At 61.0% G+C, this 14,221-nt stretch carries 18 protein-coding genes; 13 read left to right on the forward strand and 5 right to left on the reverse strand.

All coding sequences use genetic code 11. The features are described 5' to 3' along the window. On the forward strand, positions 1-1,242 hold the full coding sequence (locus E8Q40_RS02805; protein WP_137042958.1) for a cysteine desulfurase: 1,242 nt from the start codon (positions 1-3) through the stop codon (positions 1,240-1,242). Further along, positions 1,239-1,571 carry a nitrogen fixation protein NifZ gene (locus E8Q40_RS02810; protein WP_137042959.1) on the forward strand — a complete coding sequence of 111 codons (333 nt, stop codon included), beginning with the start codon at positions 1,239-1,241 and terminating at the stop codon, positions 1,569-1,571. Before E8Q40_RS02805 ends, E8Q40_RS02810 begins: the two co-directional genes overlap by 4 nt. A gap of 16 nt (positions 1,572-1,587) precedes the next feature. Here E8Q40_RS02810 and E8Q40_RS02815 read toward each other — a convergent pair whose 3' ends face one another. Beyond that, positions 1,588-2,058 (reverse strand): SufE family protein, encoded by a 471-nt coding sequence (locus E8Q40_RS02815; RefSeq protein WP_137042960.1) that lies wholly within the window; start codon positions 2,056-2,058, stop codon positions 1,588-1,590. Positions 2,059-2,066: 8 nt separating this feature from the next. Further along, complete coding sequence (locus tag E8Q40_RS02820; protein WP_168197722.1) at positions 2,067-2,474, reverse strand: response regulator; 408 nt, start codon at positions 2,472-2,474, stop codon at positions 2,067-2,069. 428 nt (positions 2,475-2,902) lie between these two features. On the opposite strand from E8Q40_RS02820, the gene nifH reads away from it, so the two are divergent. The 11 genes from nifH to hspQ all read left to right on the forward strand — a co-directional run bounded on the left by nifH (position 2,903) and on the right by hspQ (position 12,631). Beyond that, positions 2,903-3,793 carry a nitrogenase iron protein gene (gene nifH / locus E8Q40_RS02825; protein WP_137042962.1) on the forward strand — a complete coding sequence of 297 codons (891 nt, stop codon included), beginning with the start codon at positions 2,903-2,905 and terminating at the stop codon, positions 3,791-3,793. An 85-nt stretch (positions 3,794-3,878) separates the two neighbouring features. Continuing rightward, a complete protein-coding gene (gene nifD / locus E8Q40_RS02830) occupies positions 3,879-5,381 on the forward strand; it encodes a nitrogenase molybdenum-iron protein alpha chain (RefSeq protein WP_137042963.1) in 1,503 nt (500 codons plus the stop codon). Positions 5,382-5,458: 77 nt separating this feature from the next. Next, entirely contained in the window at positions 5,459-7,018 is a 1,560-nt protein-coding gene (nifK, locus tag E8Q40_RS02835) for a nitrogenase molybdenum-iron protein subunit beta (RefSeq protein WP_137042964.1), read from the forward strand. A 101-nt stretch (positions 7,019-7,119) separates the two neighbouring features. Beyond that, a complete protein-coding gene (nifE, locus tag E8Q40_RS02840; RefSeq protein ID WP_137042965.1) occupies positions 7,120-8,802 on the forward strand; it encodes a nitrogenase iron-molybdenum cofactor biosynthesis protein NifE in 1,683 nt (560 codons plus the stop codon). An 8-nt stretch (positions 8,803-8,810) separates the two neighbouring features. After that, positions 8,811-10,193: a nitrogenase iron-molybdenum cofactor biosynthesis protein NifN gene (gene nifN / locus E8Q40_RS02845; RefSeq protein ID WP_137042966.1), complete on the forward strand. Its 1,383-nt coding sequence runs from the start codon at positions 8,811-8,813 to the stop codon at positions 10,191-10,193. Between the two features lie 22 nt (positions 10,194-10,215). Further along, positions 10,216-10,611 (forward strand): nitrogen fixation protein NifX, encoded by a 396-nt coding sequence (nifX, locus tag E8Q40_RS02850; protein WP_137042967.1) that lies wholly within the window; start codon positions 10,216-10,218, stop codon positions 10,609-10,611. A gap of 8 nt (positions 10,612-10,619) precedes the next feature. Next, on the forward strand, positions 10,620-11,090 hold the full coding sequence (locus E8Q40_RS02855; protein ID WP_137042968.1) for a NifX-associated nitrogen fixation protein: 471 nt from the start codon (positions 10,620-10,622) through the stop codon (positions 11,088-11,090). A gap of 8 nt (positions 11,091-11,098) precedes the next feature. After that, complete coding sequence (locus E8Q40_RS02860) at positions 11,099-11,299, forward strand: CCE_0567 family metalloprotein (RefSeq protein WP_137042969.1); 201 nt, start codon at positions 11,099-11,101, stop codon at positions 11,297-11,299. Positions 11,300-11,318: 19 nt separating this feature from the next. Next, positions 11,319-11,618 carry a ferredoxin III, nif-specific gene (fdxB, locus tag E8Q40_RS02865; protein ID WP_137042970.1) on the forward strand — a complete coding sequence of 100 codons (300 nt, stop codon included), beginning with the start codon at positions 11,319-11,321 and terminating at the stop codon, positions 11,616-11,618. 23 nt (positions 11,619-11,641) lie between these two features. Continuing rightward, on the forward strand, positions 11,642-12,238 hold the full coding sequence (locus E8Q40_RS02870; RefSeq protein WP_137042971.1) for a superoxide dismutase: 597 nt from the start codon (positions 11,642-11,644) through the stop codon (positions 12,236-12,238). Between the two features lie 60 nt (positions 12,239-12,298). Further along, entirely contained in the window at positions 12,299-12,631 is a 333-nt protein-coding gene (gene hspQ / locus E8Q40_RS02875; protein WP_137042972.1) for a heat shock protein HspQ, read from the forward strand. Positions 12,632-12,671: 40 nt separating this feature from the next. On the opposite strand, the gene E8Q40_RS02880 is transcribed toward hspQ, so the two are convergent. Genes E8Q40_RS02880 through E8Q40_RS02890 form a run of 3 tightly spaced genes read right to left on the reverse strand, consistent with a single transcriptional unit; the run spans position 12,672 to position 14,131 of the window. Next, positions 12,672-12,986 carry a hypothetical protein gene (locus E8Q40_RS02880; protein ID WP_137042973.1) on the reverse strand — a complete coding sequence of 105 codons (315 nt, stop codon included), beginning with the start codon at positions 12,984-12,986 and terminating at the stop codon, positions 12,672-12,674. Beyond that, the gene (locus E8Q40_RS02885; RefSeq protein ID WP_137042974.1) at positions 12,983-13,252 is read right to left on the reverse strand and encodes a hypothetical protein; all 270 of its coding nucleotides are present in this window, start codon (positions 13,250-13,252) and stop codon (positions 12,983-12,985) included. The genes E8Q40_RS02880 and E8Q40_RS02885 overlap by 4 nt, the downstream gene beginning before the upstream one ends. Before the next feature lie 24 nt (positions 13,253-13,276). After that, on the reverse strand, positions 13,277-14,131 hold the full coding sequence (locus tag E8Q40_RS02890; RefSeq protein WP_137046557.1) for a sulfurtransferase: 855 nt from the start codon (positions 14,129-14,131) through the stop codon (positions 13,277-13,279). Between the last annotated feature and the right edge of the window lie 90 nt (positions 14,132-14,221).

The raw sequence follows: 14,221 nt of genomic DNA on the forward strand, positions 1-14,221 counted from the left end.
ATGCACCCGGCGGTGAAAAACGGCAGCTACGATGTCGGCCGCGTGCGCGAGGATTTCCCGATTCTCGGCCTGCAAGTCCACGGCAAGCCGCTCGTGTATCTCGACAATGCCGCCTCCACGCAGAAACCGACGGCCGTGCTCGACCGGCTTCACCAGGCCTACACGACCGAATATGCCAATGTGCATCGTGGCCTGCATTATCTCGCCAATGCCGCCACGGAAGCCTACGAAGGCGCGCGCGCGAAGGTCGCGGCCTTTCTCAATGCGGAGCGCAACGAGGAGGTCGTCTTCACGCGCGGCGCGACAGAGGCAGTTAATCTTGTTGCTTACACCTTCGGACGCGAGCGTATCAAGCCGGGCGATGAAATCGTGCTCTCGATCATGGAGCACCACGCCAACATCGTGCCATGGCACTTCCTGCGCGAGCGGTACGGCGCGGTGATCAAGTGGGCGCCGGTTGATGACGACGGCAATTTCCTGCTCGATGAGTTCGAAAAGCAGCTGACAGACCGGACCAAAATGGTCGCGATCACGCAGATGTCGAACGTTCTCGGCACCATCGTGCCGGTCAAGGAAGTTACGCGCATCGCGCATGCGCGCGGGATTCCGGTGCTGGTCGACGGCGCCCAGGCCTCCGTTCATCTCGATATCGACGTCCGCGACATCGATTGCGATTTCTACGTCGCCACCGGTCACAAGCTTTACGGCCCGACGGGTATCGGCGTGCTCTATGGCAAGCACGAGCATCTTGCCGTGATGCCGCCATTCAATGGCGGCGGCGAGATGATCCGCGAGGTGTCGCAGGACTGCGTCACCTACGGCGAGCCGCCGCATAGATTCGAGGCCGGGACGCCTCCCATCGTGCAAGCGATCGGGCTCGGCGCCGCCATCGACTACATCAACTCCATCGGCAAAGCGCGGATCCGGGCACATGAAGCCGAGTTGACCGCCTATGCCCACGAACGGCTGCGGGAGATAAACTCGCTGCGCATTATCGGAACCGCCAAGGACAAGGGCGCCATCGTCTCTTTTGAGGTGAGGGGGGCTCACCCCCACGATTTCGCTACGATCATCGATCGCTCCGGAGTCGCGGTGCGCGCCGGTACGCATTGCGCCATGCCGCTGCTCGAACGCTTCGGTGTCGCGGCGACCTGCCGGGCCTCGTTCGCGCTCTACAACACCGCTGAGGATGTCGATTGCCTGGTGCGCGCCCTCCGGAAAGCACAGGAGTTATTCGCATGACGGACAAGACCGGAACGGCAGGACCGGCTGCAGGCGGGCGTACCGTAACCGCAACTCATCGGGTCGTGGGGCGCGCTTTAGGCGCCGACCGTTCGCGGAAATTTGCACCGGGCGAGTTGGTGTGGTCACGGGCGCATATCAGGAACGACGGTACCTATCCGCACAGGGACATCGGCGACGTTCTGGTGGTCGAGGACGATCTCGGCTGCGTGCGCGAAGCCTGGAGTTTCCTCGGGGAGACCTTCTACACGGTTGAATTCTTCGAGCGGGCCGTCGTCGTCATCATGCGCGGCCGGGAGATGGTGAGCAGTGTGCTGACCGCGGCCTGACGGTCGGCGAAGAGTCTCAGGGCTGGCTGCTTGCCAGTGCCGCTCGTGCGTCCGAGCGGACGCGTTCGACCATGGAACGGAGGCCATTCGATCGCTGGGGCGTAAGGTGCTCGCGCAAGCCCAGGCGTTCGAACAACGAAGTTGGATCCGCTGCGATGATGTCGCTGGCGCGTTTGCCGGAAAGCATGGCGAACAGGATTGCGACCAGCCCGCGCACGATATGGGCGTCGCTATCGCCACGGAAGGTGAGTGTAGGTCCGTCAGCGCCCGAACGGTGTATCGTGGTCGCCAGCCAGACCTGGCTGACGCAGCCTTGCACTTTATTGGCGTCGGTGCGTTCGTGCGTCGGCAACTGGCTCAGGCCGTTGCCGAGCTCGATTACATAGCGGTATCGATCGTCCCAATCATCGAGTAACGAGAAGTTTTCGATGATCTCATCGAGCGTCTGGCCGGTGTGGAGCGAAGGAACAGTTATGACTTCTTGCATACTGGCGATTACTCAGGTTGGTCATCACAATCAAGCAGGATATCGACCGTACAGAGCACGGAATCGCTGGCGATCGGCTTGCCGAGCACGGCGTGAGCGCCCGAGTCGAGGCAATCGTGCGCCAACGGTTCGTCGGCGGAATCCGCTACGAGCAGTATTTTTACGCCGGGCAGGCGGGTCGCCATGTCGCCGAGGACCCTTACGCCTTCGTCCCTGACGATGTCCAGTCCCAGCAGAACGAGATCCGGTCTTCGCTCGCGACCTTTGGCATAAGCTTGCTCAAGGCTCGTCAATGCGTAGGTTTCATTTTCGTTGTGCAGGATGAAGCTCAACGCGGAGCGAATGATCTCGTCGGTTTCGACGACGAAGATGCGCCTGAGGTCGCCCACTCGGGAAGGTTCGAATCTGATCTGCATCCTGTGCTCAACGCGTTGCCCGCATTCCATCAAGCAAGCGGCGTACCGTTGCGAGAGTGGTCGGGGGAAAGACGCCAGCGGCCCGAATTCCACGCATGCGGGTCGTTTTCGGCGATCCGGGCGGGAAGCCGCGTTGTTTTGTTTCGGACAGCGGCGCAGGCGGATGTCGGCAGGCGCGTCGCGATGTCGGGTTTGGGACATGCATCAGACATTTGGCTCAAATCATCTATCTGACTGGAACTACTCCAATTTTGGTCAGTCGGCACCGCTGGCACAGACGTTGCAAAACTAGTCGCCACAAGGCGGGCATTCGTTGGCTACGGGCCTGGAGACGACCAGGAGAAGGCCGGTACCTGCGCCAGGGTTTCGAGTTACGCCGCGCAGTCTGCGCACTGAGGGAAACGGCAAACGGCTTGAAGGAGAACGACATGTCGGCACTACGGCAAATCGCGTTTTACGGTAAGGGAGGCATCGGCAAATCGACGACCTCCCAGAACACTCTGGCGGCGCTGGCGGAGATGGGTCACAAGATCCTGATCGTCGGCTGCGATCCCAAGGCGGATTCGACCCGCCTGATCCTGCACGCCAAGGCGCAGGACACCATCCTGAGCCTGGCGGCGAACGCCGGTTCGGTCGAAGACCTCGAGATCGAAGAGGTCATGAAGGTCGGCTACCGCGACATCCGCTGCGTGGAATCGGGCGGTCCGGAGCCGGGCGTCGGTTGCGCCGGCCGTGGCGTGATCACCTCGATCAACTTCCTGGAAGAAAACGGCGCCTACGAGGACATCGACTACGTGTCCTACGACGTGCTGGGCGACGTGGTGTGCGGCGGCTTCGCGATGCCGATCCGCGAGAACAAGGCGCAGGAAATCTACATCGTGATGTCGGGCGAGATGATGGCGATGTACGCGGCCAACAACATCTCGAAGGGCATTCTGAAATACGCCAACTCCGGCGGCGTGCGGTTGGGCGGGCTGGTGTGCAACGAGCGCCAGACCGACAAGGAGCTGGAACTGGCCGAGGCCTTGGCCAAGAAGCTCGGCACGCAGCTGATCTATTTCGTGCCGCGCGACAACATCGTGCAGCACGCCGAGCTGCGGCGCATGACGGTGCTGGAATATGCGCCGGATTCGCAGCAGGCGAACCACTATCGCAAACTTGCGGAGAAGATCCACAACAACGGCGGCAAGGGCATCATCCCGACGCCGATCACGATGGACGAGCTCGAAGACATGCTGATGGAGCACGGCATCATGAAGCAGGTCGACGAATCCGTCATCGGCAAGACCGCCGCCGAACTGGCCGCCATGTCGGCTTGAAGCGTCTCATTGGACGGATCCTGGTCTCTCGACGAGGGGCCGGGCTTCCGCCCGCACATAAACGGTACTGGAGCGAGGTAACGATATGAGCTTGGCACAAACGCAGAGCGTTGCAGAGATCAAGGCTCGGAACAAAGAACTCATCGATGAAGTTTTGAAGGTTTATCCGGAGAAGACCGCAAAGCGGCGCGCCAAGCACTTGAATGTGCACGAGGCGGGCAAGTCGGACTGCGGCGTCAAATCCAACCTGAAGTCCATTCCGGGCGTGATGACGATCCGCGGCTGTGCCTATGCCGGCTCCAAGGGCGTCGTCTGGGGTCCGATCAAGGACATGATCCACATCAGCCATGGTCCGGTCGGCTGCGGCCAGTATTCCTGGGCCGCACGGCGCAACTATTACATCGGCACGACCGGCATCGACACCTTCGTGACGATGCAGTTCACCTCCGATTTCCAGGAGAAGGACATCGTCTTCGGCGGCGACAAGAAGCTCGCCAAGATCATGGACGAAATCCAGGAGCTGTTCCCGCTCAACAACGGCATCACCGTCCAGTCGGAGTGCCCGATCGGCCTGATCGGCGACGACATCGAGGCCGTCTCGAAAGCGAAATCCAAAGAATATGACGGCAAGACCATCGTGCCTGTCCGCTGCGAGGGCTTCCGCGGCGTGTCGCAGTCGCTCGGTCACCACATCGCCAACGACTCGATCCGCGATTGGGTGTTCGACAAGATCGCGCCGGACGCGCCGCCGAAATTCGAGCCGACGCCGTACGACGTCGCCATCATCGGCGACTACAATATCGGCGGCGATGCCTGGTCGTCTCGCATCCTGCTGGAAGAGATGGGCCTGCGCGTGATCGCCCAGTGGTCGGGCGACGGCAGCCTGGCCGAGCTCGAGGCGACGCCGAAGGCGAAGCTCAACGTCCTGCACTGCTACCGCTCGATGAACTACATTTCGCGGCACATGGAAGAGAAGTACGGCATTCCGTGGTGCGAGTACAACTTCTTCGGGCCGAGCAAGATCGCCGAGTCGCTGCGCAAGATCGCCAGCTTCTTCGACGACAAAATCAAGGAAGGCGCCGAGCGGGTCATCGCCAAGTACCAGCCCTTGATGGGTGCGGTCATCGCCAAGTACCGCCCGCGCCTCGAAGGCAAGACTGTGATGCTGTTCGTCGGCGGTTTGCGCCCGCGGCACGTGATCGGCGCCTACGAAGATCTCGGCATGGAAGTTGTCGGCACCGGCTACGAGTTCGGCCACAACGACGACTACCAGCGCACGGCTCAGCATTACGTCAAGGACGGCACGCTGATCTATGACGACGTGACGGGCTACGAGTTCGAGAAGTTCGTCGAGAAGGTGCAGCCGGACCTGGTCGGTTCGGGCATCAAGGAGAAATACGTGTTCCAGAAGATGGGTGTGCCGTTCCGGCAGATGCATTCCTGGGACTACTCCGGTCCGTACCATGGCTATGACGGCTTCGCGATCTTCGCGCGTGACATGGACATGGCCATCAATTCGCCGATCTGGAAGAAGGCCATGGCGCCCTGGAAGGCCGCGCCGAGGCCCACTTTGATAGCGGCGGAGTGAGATATCACCCTCGGCTCTCCCCGCATGGGAAGAGCCGAGAGAGAAAATAAATACACAGCGATACAGAGGGCTTCACCATGACGCAAAATGCCGACCACGTGCTCGACCACTTCGAGCTGTTCCGCGGGCCGGAATACCAGCAGATGCTGGCGAACAAGAAGAAGATGTTTGAGAACCCGCGCGACCCCGCCGAGGTCGAGCGCGTTCGCGAATGGGCGAAGACCCCGGAGTATCGCGAGAAAAACTTCGCGCGCGAAGCGCTCACGGTGAATCCCGCCAAGGCCTGCCAGCCGCTCGGCGCGGTGTTCGCCGCGGTCGGTTTCGAGGGCACCATTCCCTTCGTCCACGGCTCGCAAGGCTGTGTCGCCTATTATCGCAGCCATCTTTCGCGGCACTTCAAGGAGCCGAGCTCCTGCGTGTCGTCGTCGATGACGGAAGATGCCGCGGTGTTCGGTGGGCTCAACAACATGATCGACGGCCTTGCCAACACGCACAGCATGTACAAGCCGAAGATGATCGCCGTTTCCACCACCTGCATGGCCGAGGTCATTGGCGACGACCTCAACGCCTTCATCAAGACGGCGAAGGAAAAGGGATCTGTGCCCGCAGAGTATGACGTTCCGTTCGCGCATACGCCGGCCTTCGTCGGCAGTCATGTCACCGGCTACGACAATGCCCTGAAAGGTATTCTCGATCACTTCTGGGACGGCAAGGCCGGCACCGCGCCCAAGCTGGAGCGTCAGCCGAACGAGAAAATCAACATCATCGGCGGCTTCGACGGCTACACCGTCGGCAATACCCGTGAGATCAAGCGCATCCTCAAGCTGATGGGGATCGAGCACACGATTATCGCCGACAACAGCGATGTGTTCGACACGCCGACCGACGGCGAGTTCCGCATGTATGACGGCGGCACCACGTTGGAGGAAGCGGCCAACGCGATCCACGCCAAGGCGACGATCTCGATGCAACACTATTCCACGGAAAAGACGCTGCCCTTTATCGCCGATCATGGCCAGGAGACGGTGTCGTTCCATCATCCGGTCGGCGTGTCGGCGACCGACGAATTCATCATGGCGTTGTCGCGCATCTCCGGTAAGGAGATCCCGGAGGAGCTGGCGCGCGAGCGCGGTCGTCTGGTCGACGCGATGGCGGATTCCAGCGCGCACATTCACGGCAAGAAGTTCGCGATCTACGGCGATCCGGACCTTTGCCTCGGCCTGGCGGCGTTCTTGCTCGAGCTCGGTGCTGAACCGACGCACGTCCTGGCCACCAACGGCTCCAAGGCCTGGGCGGAAGAAGTTCAGAAGGTGTTCGATAGTTCGCCCTTCGGTGCCAACTGCCATGTCTATCCGGGCAAGGACCTCTGGCACATGCGCTCGTTGCTGTTCACCGAGCCGGTCGACTTCCTGATCGGCAACACTTACGGCAAGTATCTCGAGCGTGATACCGGTACGCCGCTGATCCGCATCGGCTTCCCGATCTTCGATCGCCATCACCACCACCGCTATCCGGTCTGGGGCTATCAAGGCGGCATGAACGTGTTGGTGTGGATCCTCGACAAGATCTTCGACGAGATCGACAAGAACACCATCGTCCCAGCGAAGACCGACTACAGCTTCGACATCATCCGCTGACGTTCGCGGCCTGCCGCCAATGCCATTCGTGCATTGGCGGCAGTGCCTGACGTCAAAACTTGCTTCGCGTGCGCTTTGCGGCCGGTGGATAGGAGAGATAAATGAGCTCGCTGTCGGCAACGATCCAGAACGTCTTTGACGAGCCGGGCTGCGCCAAGAACGCGAACAAGTCCGAAGCCGAGCGCAAGAAGGGATGCACCAAGCAGCTTCAGCCCGGCGGCGCGGCCGGCGGCTGTGCCTTCGACGGCGCCAAGATCGCGCTGCAGCCGCTGACCGACGTCGCCCATCTGGTCCATGGCCCGATCGCCTGCGAGGGCAACTCCTGGGACAACCGCGGCGCCAAATCCTCGGGCTCGAACATCTGGCGTACCGGCTTTACCACCGACATCAACGAGACCGACGTCGTCTTCGGCGGCGAGAAGCGTCTCTACAAGGCGATCAAGGAAATCGTCGAGAAATACGATCCGCCCGCGGTGTTCGTCTATCAGACCTGCGTGCCGGCGATGATCGGCGACGACATCAACGCGGTCTGCAAGGCGGCGGCGGCAAAGTTCGGCAAGCCGGTCATCCCCGTCAACTCGCCTGGTTTTGTGGGCCCCAAAAATCTCGGCAACAAGCTTGCCGGCGAGGCACTGCTCGATCATGTGATCGGCACCGAAGAGCCCGATTACACGACGCCTTACGACATCAACATTATCGGCGAATACAACCTTTCCGGCGAATTCTGGCAGGTCAAGCCGCTGCTGGATGAGCTCGGCATCCGCATTCTGTCGTGCATCTCCGGCGACGGAAAGTATCGCGAGGTGGCTTACTCGCACCGCGCCCGCGCCGCGATGATGGTGTGCTCCAAGGCGATGATCAACATCGCGCGCAAGATGGAAGAGCGCTACGGCATCCCCTTCTTCGAAGGGTCGTTCTACGGCATCCAGGATTCGAGCGACTCGCTGCGCGAGATCGCGCGGCTGCTGATCGAGCGCGGCGCGCCGGCCGAGCTGATGGAGCGCACCGAGGCGGTGATCGCGCGCGAGGAGGCCAAGGCCTGGGCTGCGATCGAGCCTTATAAGGCGCGCCTGACCGGCAAGAAGGTTCTGCTCATCACTGGCGGCGTCAAGTCGTGGTCGGTAGTCGCCGCTTTGCAGGAAGCTGGCCTCGAAATGGTCGGCACCAGCGTGAAGAAGTCCACCAAGGAGGACAAAGAGCGCATCAAGGAGCTGATGGGCCAGGATGCGCACATGATCGACGACATGGCGCCGCGTGAAATGTACAAGATGCTCAAGGACGCGAAGGCCGATATCATGCTATCGGGCGGCAAATCGCAGTTCGTCGCTCTGAAAGCGGCAATGCCGTGGCTCGATATCAACCAGGAGCGCCAGCACGCCTATATGGGCTATGTCGGCATGGTGAAGCTCCTCAAGGAGATCGACAAGGCGCTCTACAATCCCATGTGGGCGCAGCTCCGCCGGCCGGCACCGTGGGAGAATGCTGCGACCAACTGGCAGGCCAAGGCCATGGCGCAGATGGATGCGGAGGCGGCGGCGCTCGCCGCCGATCCGGTCCGCGCGGACGAAGTGCGGCGTGCGAAAAAAATCTGCAATTGCCGGCACGTCGATCTCGGCACGATCGAGGATGCGATCCGCGACCACGCTTTGACGACCGTCGAGGGCATTCGCGACCGAACCGGTGCGTCGGGCGGTTGCGGAGCGTGTTCGGTGCGCATCGAGGACGTTCTCGCGGCCGGGCCCGTGGTACCGCAGCCCATGCCCATGCTCGTCGCGGCCGAGTGAGACCACGCATGGCAAAAGTCACCGTCGTCAAGAAGGCTTGCGCGGTCAATCCGCTGAAGATGAGCCAGCCGATCGGCGGGGCGTTCGCGTTCATGGGCCTGCGCGGGTCGATGCCGCTGCTCCACGGTTCGCAAGGTTGCACGTCCTTCGGGCTGACGCTGTTCGTGCGGCATTTCAAGGAGAATGTGCCGCTGCAGACGACGGCGATGAGCGAGGTGGCGACCGTGCTCGGCGGCTATGAGAACGTCGAACAGGCGATCATGAACATCTACAACAAGCAGAAGCCGGAGATCATCGGCATCTGCTCGACCGGTGTGACCGAAACCAAAGGCGACGACGTCGAGGGTTATCTCAAGCTGATCCGGGAGAAGTATCCGCAGCTCTCGGAGTTCCCGCTGGTCTATGTCTCGACACCGGATTTCAAGGACGCCTTCCAGGACGGCTGGGAAAAGACCGTCGCGCGGATGATCGAAGTGATGGTCGAAACGCCACGCAACGGCGCGCGGCGCGATCCGACGCGGGTCAACGTTCTTCCCGGCTGTCACCTGTCGCCCGGCGATCTCGACGAGCTGCGGACCATTCTGGAAGATTTCGGCCTGGAGCCGTCCTTCCTCCCCGATCTAGCTGGCTCGCTCGATGGCCATATCCCGGAAAACTTCAGCCCGACCACGATCGGCGGCATCGGCGTCGAGGAAGTGGCGACCATGGGGCAGGCGGCTTGGACCATCGCGATCGGCGCGCAAATGCGCCGCGCGGCCGAGGCCATGAAAGCGAAAACAGGTGTTCCCTTCCGGCTGTTCGAGCGCCTGTGCGGTCTCATCCCCAATGACGAGTTCATCGCGTTTTTGAGCGAGATTAGCGGCCGGCCGGTGCCACTCAAATATCGGCGCCTGCGCGGCCAGTTGGCCGACGCCATGCTCGACGCGCATTTTCATATCGGCGGCCGCAAGCTGGCGATCGGCGCCGAGCCCGACTTGCTGTTCGATGTGAGCAGCATGTTGCAGGAGATGGGCGCAGCGATCACCGTCGCGGTGACCACGACGCAGTCTCCGGTGTTCGAGCGGCTCAATGCCGACGAAGTGCTGATCGGCGACCTGGAAGATCTCGAAAACCTCGCGAAAGAGCGCGACTGCGATCTTCTCATCACCCATTCGCACGGCCGCCAGGCCGCCGAACGGCTGAATATTCCGTTCTATCGCGCCGGCTTTCCGATGTTCGACCGGCTCGGTGCCGGCCATCAGCTCTTGATCGGATACCGGGGCACCCGTGACCTGATCTTCGACATCAGCAATCTGATCATCGCCGATCAAGAGCAGAATCATCAGCCCACGCCCGACACCTGGCGCACCCAGGAAACGGCGTCCCCGGTCCAGGCCGTCACCACGCATTGATGCGAGAGAGAAAGGAAGCGACATGAAAATCGCCTTCGCGACCCAGGATCTCAAGCGTGTCGACGCGCATTTCGGCTGGGCCAAGAACATCGCCATCTACGAGATCGGTCCGGAGGGCCATAAATTTCTTGAAGCCGTGCAGTTCGATGGTGACCTCAAGGAAGACGGCAACGAGGACAAGCTCGCGCCCAAGATCGACGCGATCAAGGACTGCGCCATTCTCTACGTCGCCGCCATCGGCGGCTCGGGTGCGGCGCGGGTGGTGGCCAACAACATCCATCCGATGAAGGTCAATCAGCCCGAGGAAATCACCGATCTGCTGGCGAAGCTGGAAGATGTCCTCAAGGGCACGCCGCCGCCATGGCTGCGCAAGGCCTTGGCAAAAGACAAAGAACGAATCCTCGATTTCGAAGAGTGAGAACGACAATGGCCGACGTCGCAGCTGTGCTCGAACCAAATTCCGCGGCCGAAGCGCCGTTCGTGAAAGAACTCATCAAGGTGTGGCGCGCGCAGGACACGCATGGAGCCTGGGAGAGCAAGAGTGATCTCGATCTGCTTGAGCCCTACATTCTCGACAAAGAGAAGCGCCGGGCACTGCCGATCATGGGCGATCCCGATCCGGAGACCATTTGGCGGCTGGAGCTCTTTTTCAACGCCGTGTGCCTCTCCATCGAGCGGGCGACCGGCGTGATGATCTCGCCGATGCTGAAAATGAGCCATGAGGGCTTCGGCCGCATGGTGCTGATCGGCGGGCGGCTCATCGTCGTCAACAAGCAATTGCGCGACGTTCATCGCTTCGGCTTCGACAACCTCGGCAAGCTCGCCGAGGAGGGCGACAAATACGTCAAGGCCGGCGTTGAAATGATCGAAAAGTTCCCGGATGTGGCGAAATACTGAGGTGAATCATGAGCGATGTGGAAGCCCTGAAGGCTGAAATCAAGAAACTGTCGGCGCGGGCCATGGATGCCAAGATGAATCTCCATGACCTGTCGGAAGAGCTGCCGATCAACTGGCAGCAGATCATGGCCATCGCCCAGAAGGCTCATGATGCCTTCGCTGCCTTGGAGCAGAAGCGGGCGGATCTGAAGGTCCTTGAGACCGCATAGCCCGAAAGCTTATCCGACCATGTCCAGTGCAACCCGCGATGGGCGCGATTGGCAGCCCGAATATCTGCTCTCAATCGACCCCAAGAAATGTATCGGTTGCGGCCGGTGCTTCAAGGTCTGCGGTCGCGACGTGATGACCCTTAAGGGCCTCACCGATGAAGGCGAGTTCGTCGCCCTGGACGATGATGAGGATGACGAGGTCGAGAAGAAGATCATGGTGATGAACGACGAGGGCGCCTGTATCGGCTGCGGCGCCTGCGCGCGCGTTTGCCCGACCAATTGCCAAACCCATGCGGCCGCAACGGCCGAAGCCGCCTGACGCATGTGAGCACGGAGCCGCGTATGAGCTTTTCTCTCCCCGATCTTCCCTACGCGTATGAGGCGCTCGGCCCTTACATCTCGCGCGAGACGCTCGAATTCCATCATGACAAGCACCACAAGGCTTACGTCGACAAGGGTAACGAATTGCTCGAAAAGAGCCCGTTGAAAGGCAAGTCGCTGGAAGAGATCGTCAAGGGGGCGTACGGCAACGACGCGCCCTTGTTCAACAATGCCGGTCAGCACTTCAATCACCTGCATTTCTGGAAATGGATGAAGCCCAATGGCGGCGGTGACAAGCTGCCGGGCGAGTTGGCCAAGCAGCTGGAAGCCGATATCGGCCCACTCGACAAGGTGAAGAAGGATTTCATCGACGCCGGCGTCGGTCAGTTCGGCTCGGGTTGGGCCTGGCTTGCCGTCAAGGATGGCAAGATCGGCGTCATGAAGACGCCGAACGGCGAAAATCCGCTGGTCAACGGCGCAACACCCATTCTCGGCTGCGATGTGTGGGAGCATTCCTATTACATCGACTACCGCAACCGGCGCGCGGACTACATCAAGGCATTTCTCGACAATCTGGTGAACTGGGAATACGTGGCCGAGCTGCTCGCGGCGGCTTAGGCCGGAAAGCAAGCGGCCTGACGGAGAAGCGGCGATCGTAGGTTGATTGGCTGAGCGATCATGAGCAAGATTACCGTTGCCAAGTTCAATATCGGTCAGGCTGTCTCGCACCGGATGGCATCGTTCCGCGGCGTCGTGTTCGATATCGATCCGGAGTTCAAGAACAGCGAGGAATGGTACCAGCCGATTCCGGCCGACCTGCGGCCGCGCAAGGACCAGCCGTTTTATCATGTGCTCGCTGAGAACTCAGAAACGCAATATATCGCCTACGTCTCGGAGCAGAGCCTTATGCCGGACGTATCCGACGAGCCCGTCCGTCATCCTCAGATCGAGCTGATGTTTGAGATGGATAACGCGGGCGATTATCGCTGGCCCAGCATCAAGATGAACTGAGGCCCCGGGGCGACCGGCCAAGGAGGATGGCCGGGAACCGCTATTCGATACCCTGCTCGCGGGCCTTCCACATGGCGGCGATCCGAAACCGTTCGTTGATTGCCGCCGGGCTTGCCAGGATCTGCGCCTCGGCTTCTTTGAACGCGCGGATCACGATGTCGGCTTCCTCGCGGGTAAGGGCTACGCGCCCGGCCATGTGCGTGGCCTCCGGCATGACCGTCCAGATCGCGCGCTTGTTCGGATGAAGCTTGACCTCGATCAGCTCGAAGGCCTCAAGCTCGCCATTGAGACAGATGGCGAGCCCAATGACTTCCAGTTTTCGTCCGTCCTGAGTGGTTTTCACCAGCGTTTTCATGGTTGCGTTCCGTCTTGTCCTGCGAGCCAGCTATAGCCGCCCTGGTCCCACAATTGAGCGAGCGTTTGATCCGGCTGCCAGGTGGGGAACTGCGCTTTTAAAGCGTCATAGTCGGCGCGAAATCGCGCGGCGTCGTCGCCCTTCAAGTTTGCGACGAGATCGTCGGTCTTGAACCGTAGCACGAAGGTGCCGCCATCCGCGGCCGCCAGCAGCTCGTATTCCGCGCCTTCCGCGATCAGGGTGAGCGGCGTTTGTTTGTCGTTCAAAAAACACGCCTCCCGTTGAATATGTCATGCAGCGACGGGTGTATCGTCGACGAGGCCCCATTCCGCCCAGGAGCCGTCATAGACTGCGGCGTTCTGATGGCCGAGCAGGAAGAGCCCCAGCGCGATCATGCAGGACGTGATGCCGGAGGCGCAGGTACTCACGACCGGACGCTGGAGGTCGACGCCGGCGGCCGAGAAGCGCGCGGCCAGTGCGTCCGCGGCCAAGAAGGCGCCCGTGTCGGGGTGAATGAGGTCGCCCCACGGTATGTTGACGGCGTTTGGAATGTGGCCGAGCTTCTTGAACGGAAAGACATCCTCCTGGCTGCCGTCGAACTTGCCGGGGCCGCGCGCATCGATCGCCTGGTCTGCTCCCGATGAAAGATTGGCTTTCATCTCATCCAGCGTGCGAACAAGCGCGGGATTGAAGGCGGCCGTGAAGCTTTTCGGTTCGGGGCGGACCGGCGTCATTTCCGCCGGCAGCTTTTCTTTGGTCCATTTGCCGAAACCGCCGTCAAGCATGGCGACATTGTCGTAGCCAAACACGCGGAACATCCACCAGGCGCGCGCGGCGGCCGACCCACCGCAATGGCGGTCGTAAACCACGACGTGATCGCCGTCGCCGATCCCGAGCAGGCCCACCTTCTTTGCGAAATCCGCTGCGCTCGGCAGCATATGGGGGAGCGGATTGGCTTTGTCCGCGACATGATCGATGTCGAAATGCACCGAACCGGGAAGATGCCGTCCGCGATATTGCGTCCGGCCGTCAAGATTTGTGCTGGTATGATGCCAGGTGCAATCGAGAATCCGAACGCCTGGATCGGCAAGGTTGGCGGCAAGCCATTCCGTACTTACCAGCGCTGCCTGATCTGGAGTGGTCATGGCACTACGTCTCCACGTCGTAAAGCCGACATCTGTCATCAGTTGAATGAGGTACGAGGCGCTCTTTCGCTTTCGTCCGTTCGCTGGTTG

Source organism: Pseudolabrys sp. FHR47 (assembly GCF_005153485.1).
Taxonomy (GTDB): Bacteria; Pseudomonadota; Alphaproteobacteria; order Rhizobiales; family Xanthobacteraceae; genus Pseudolabrys.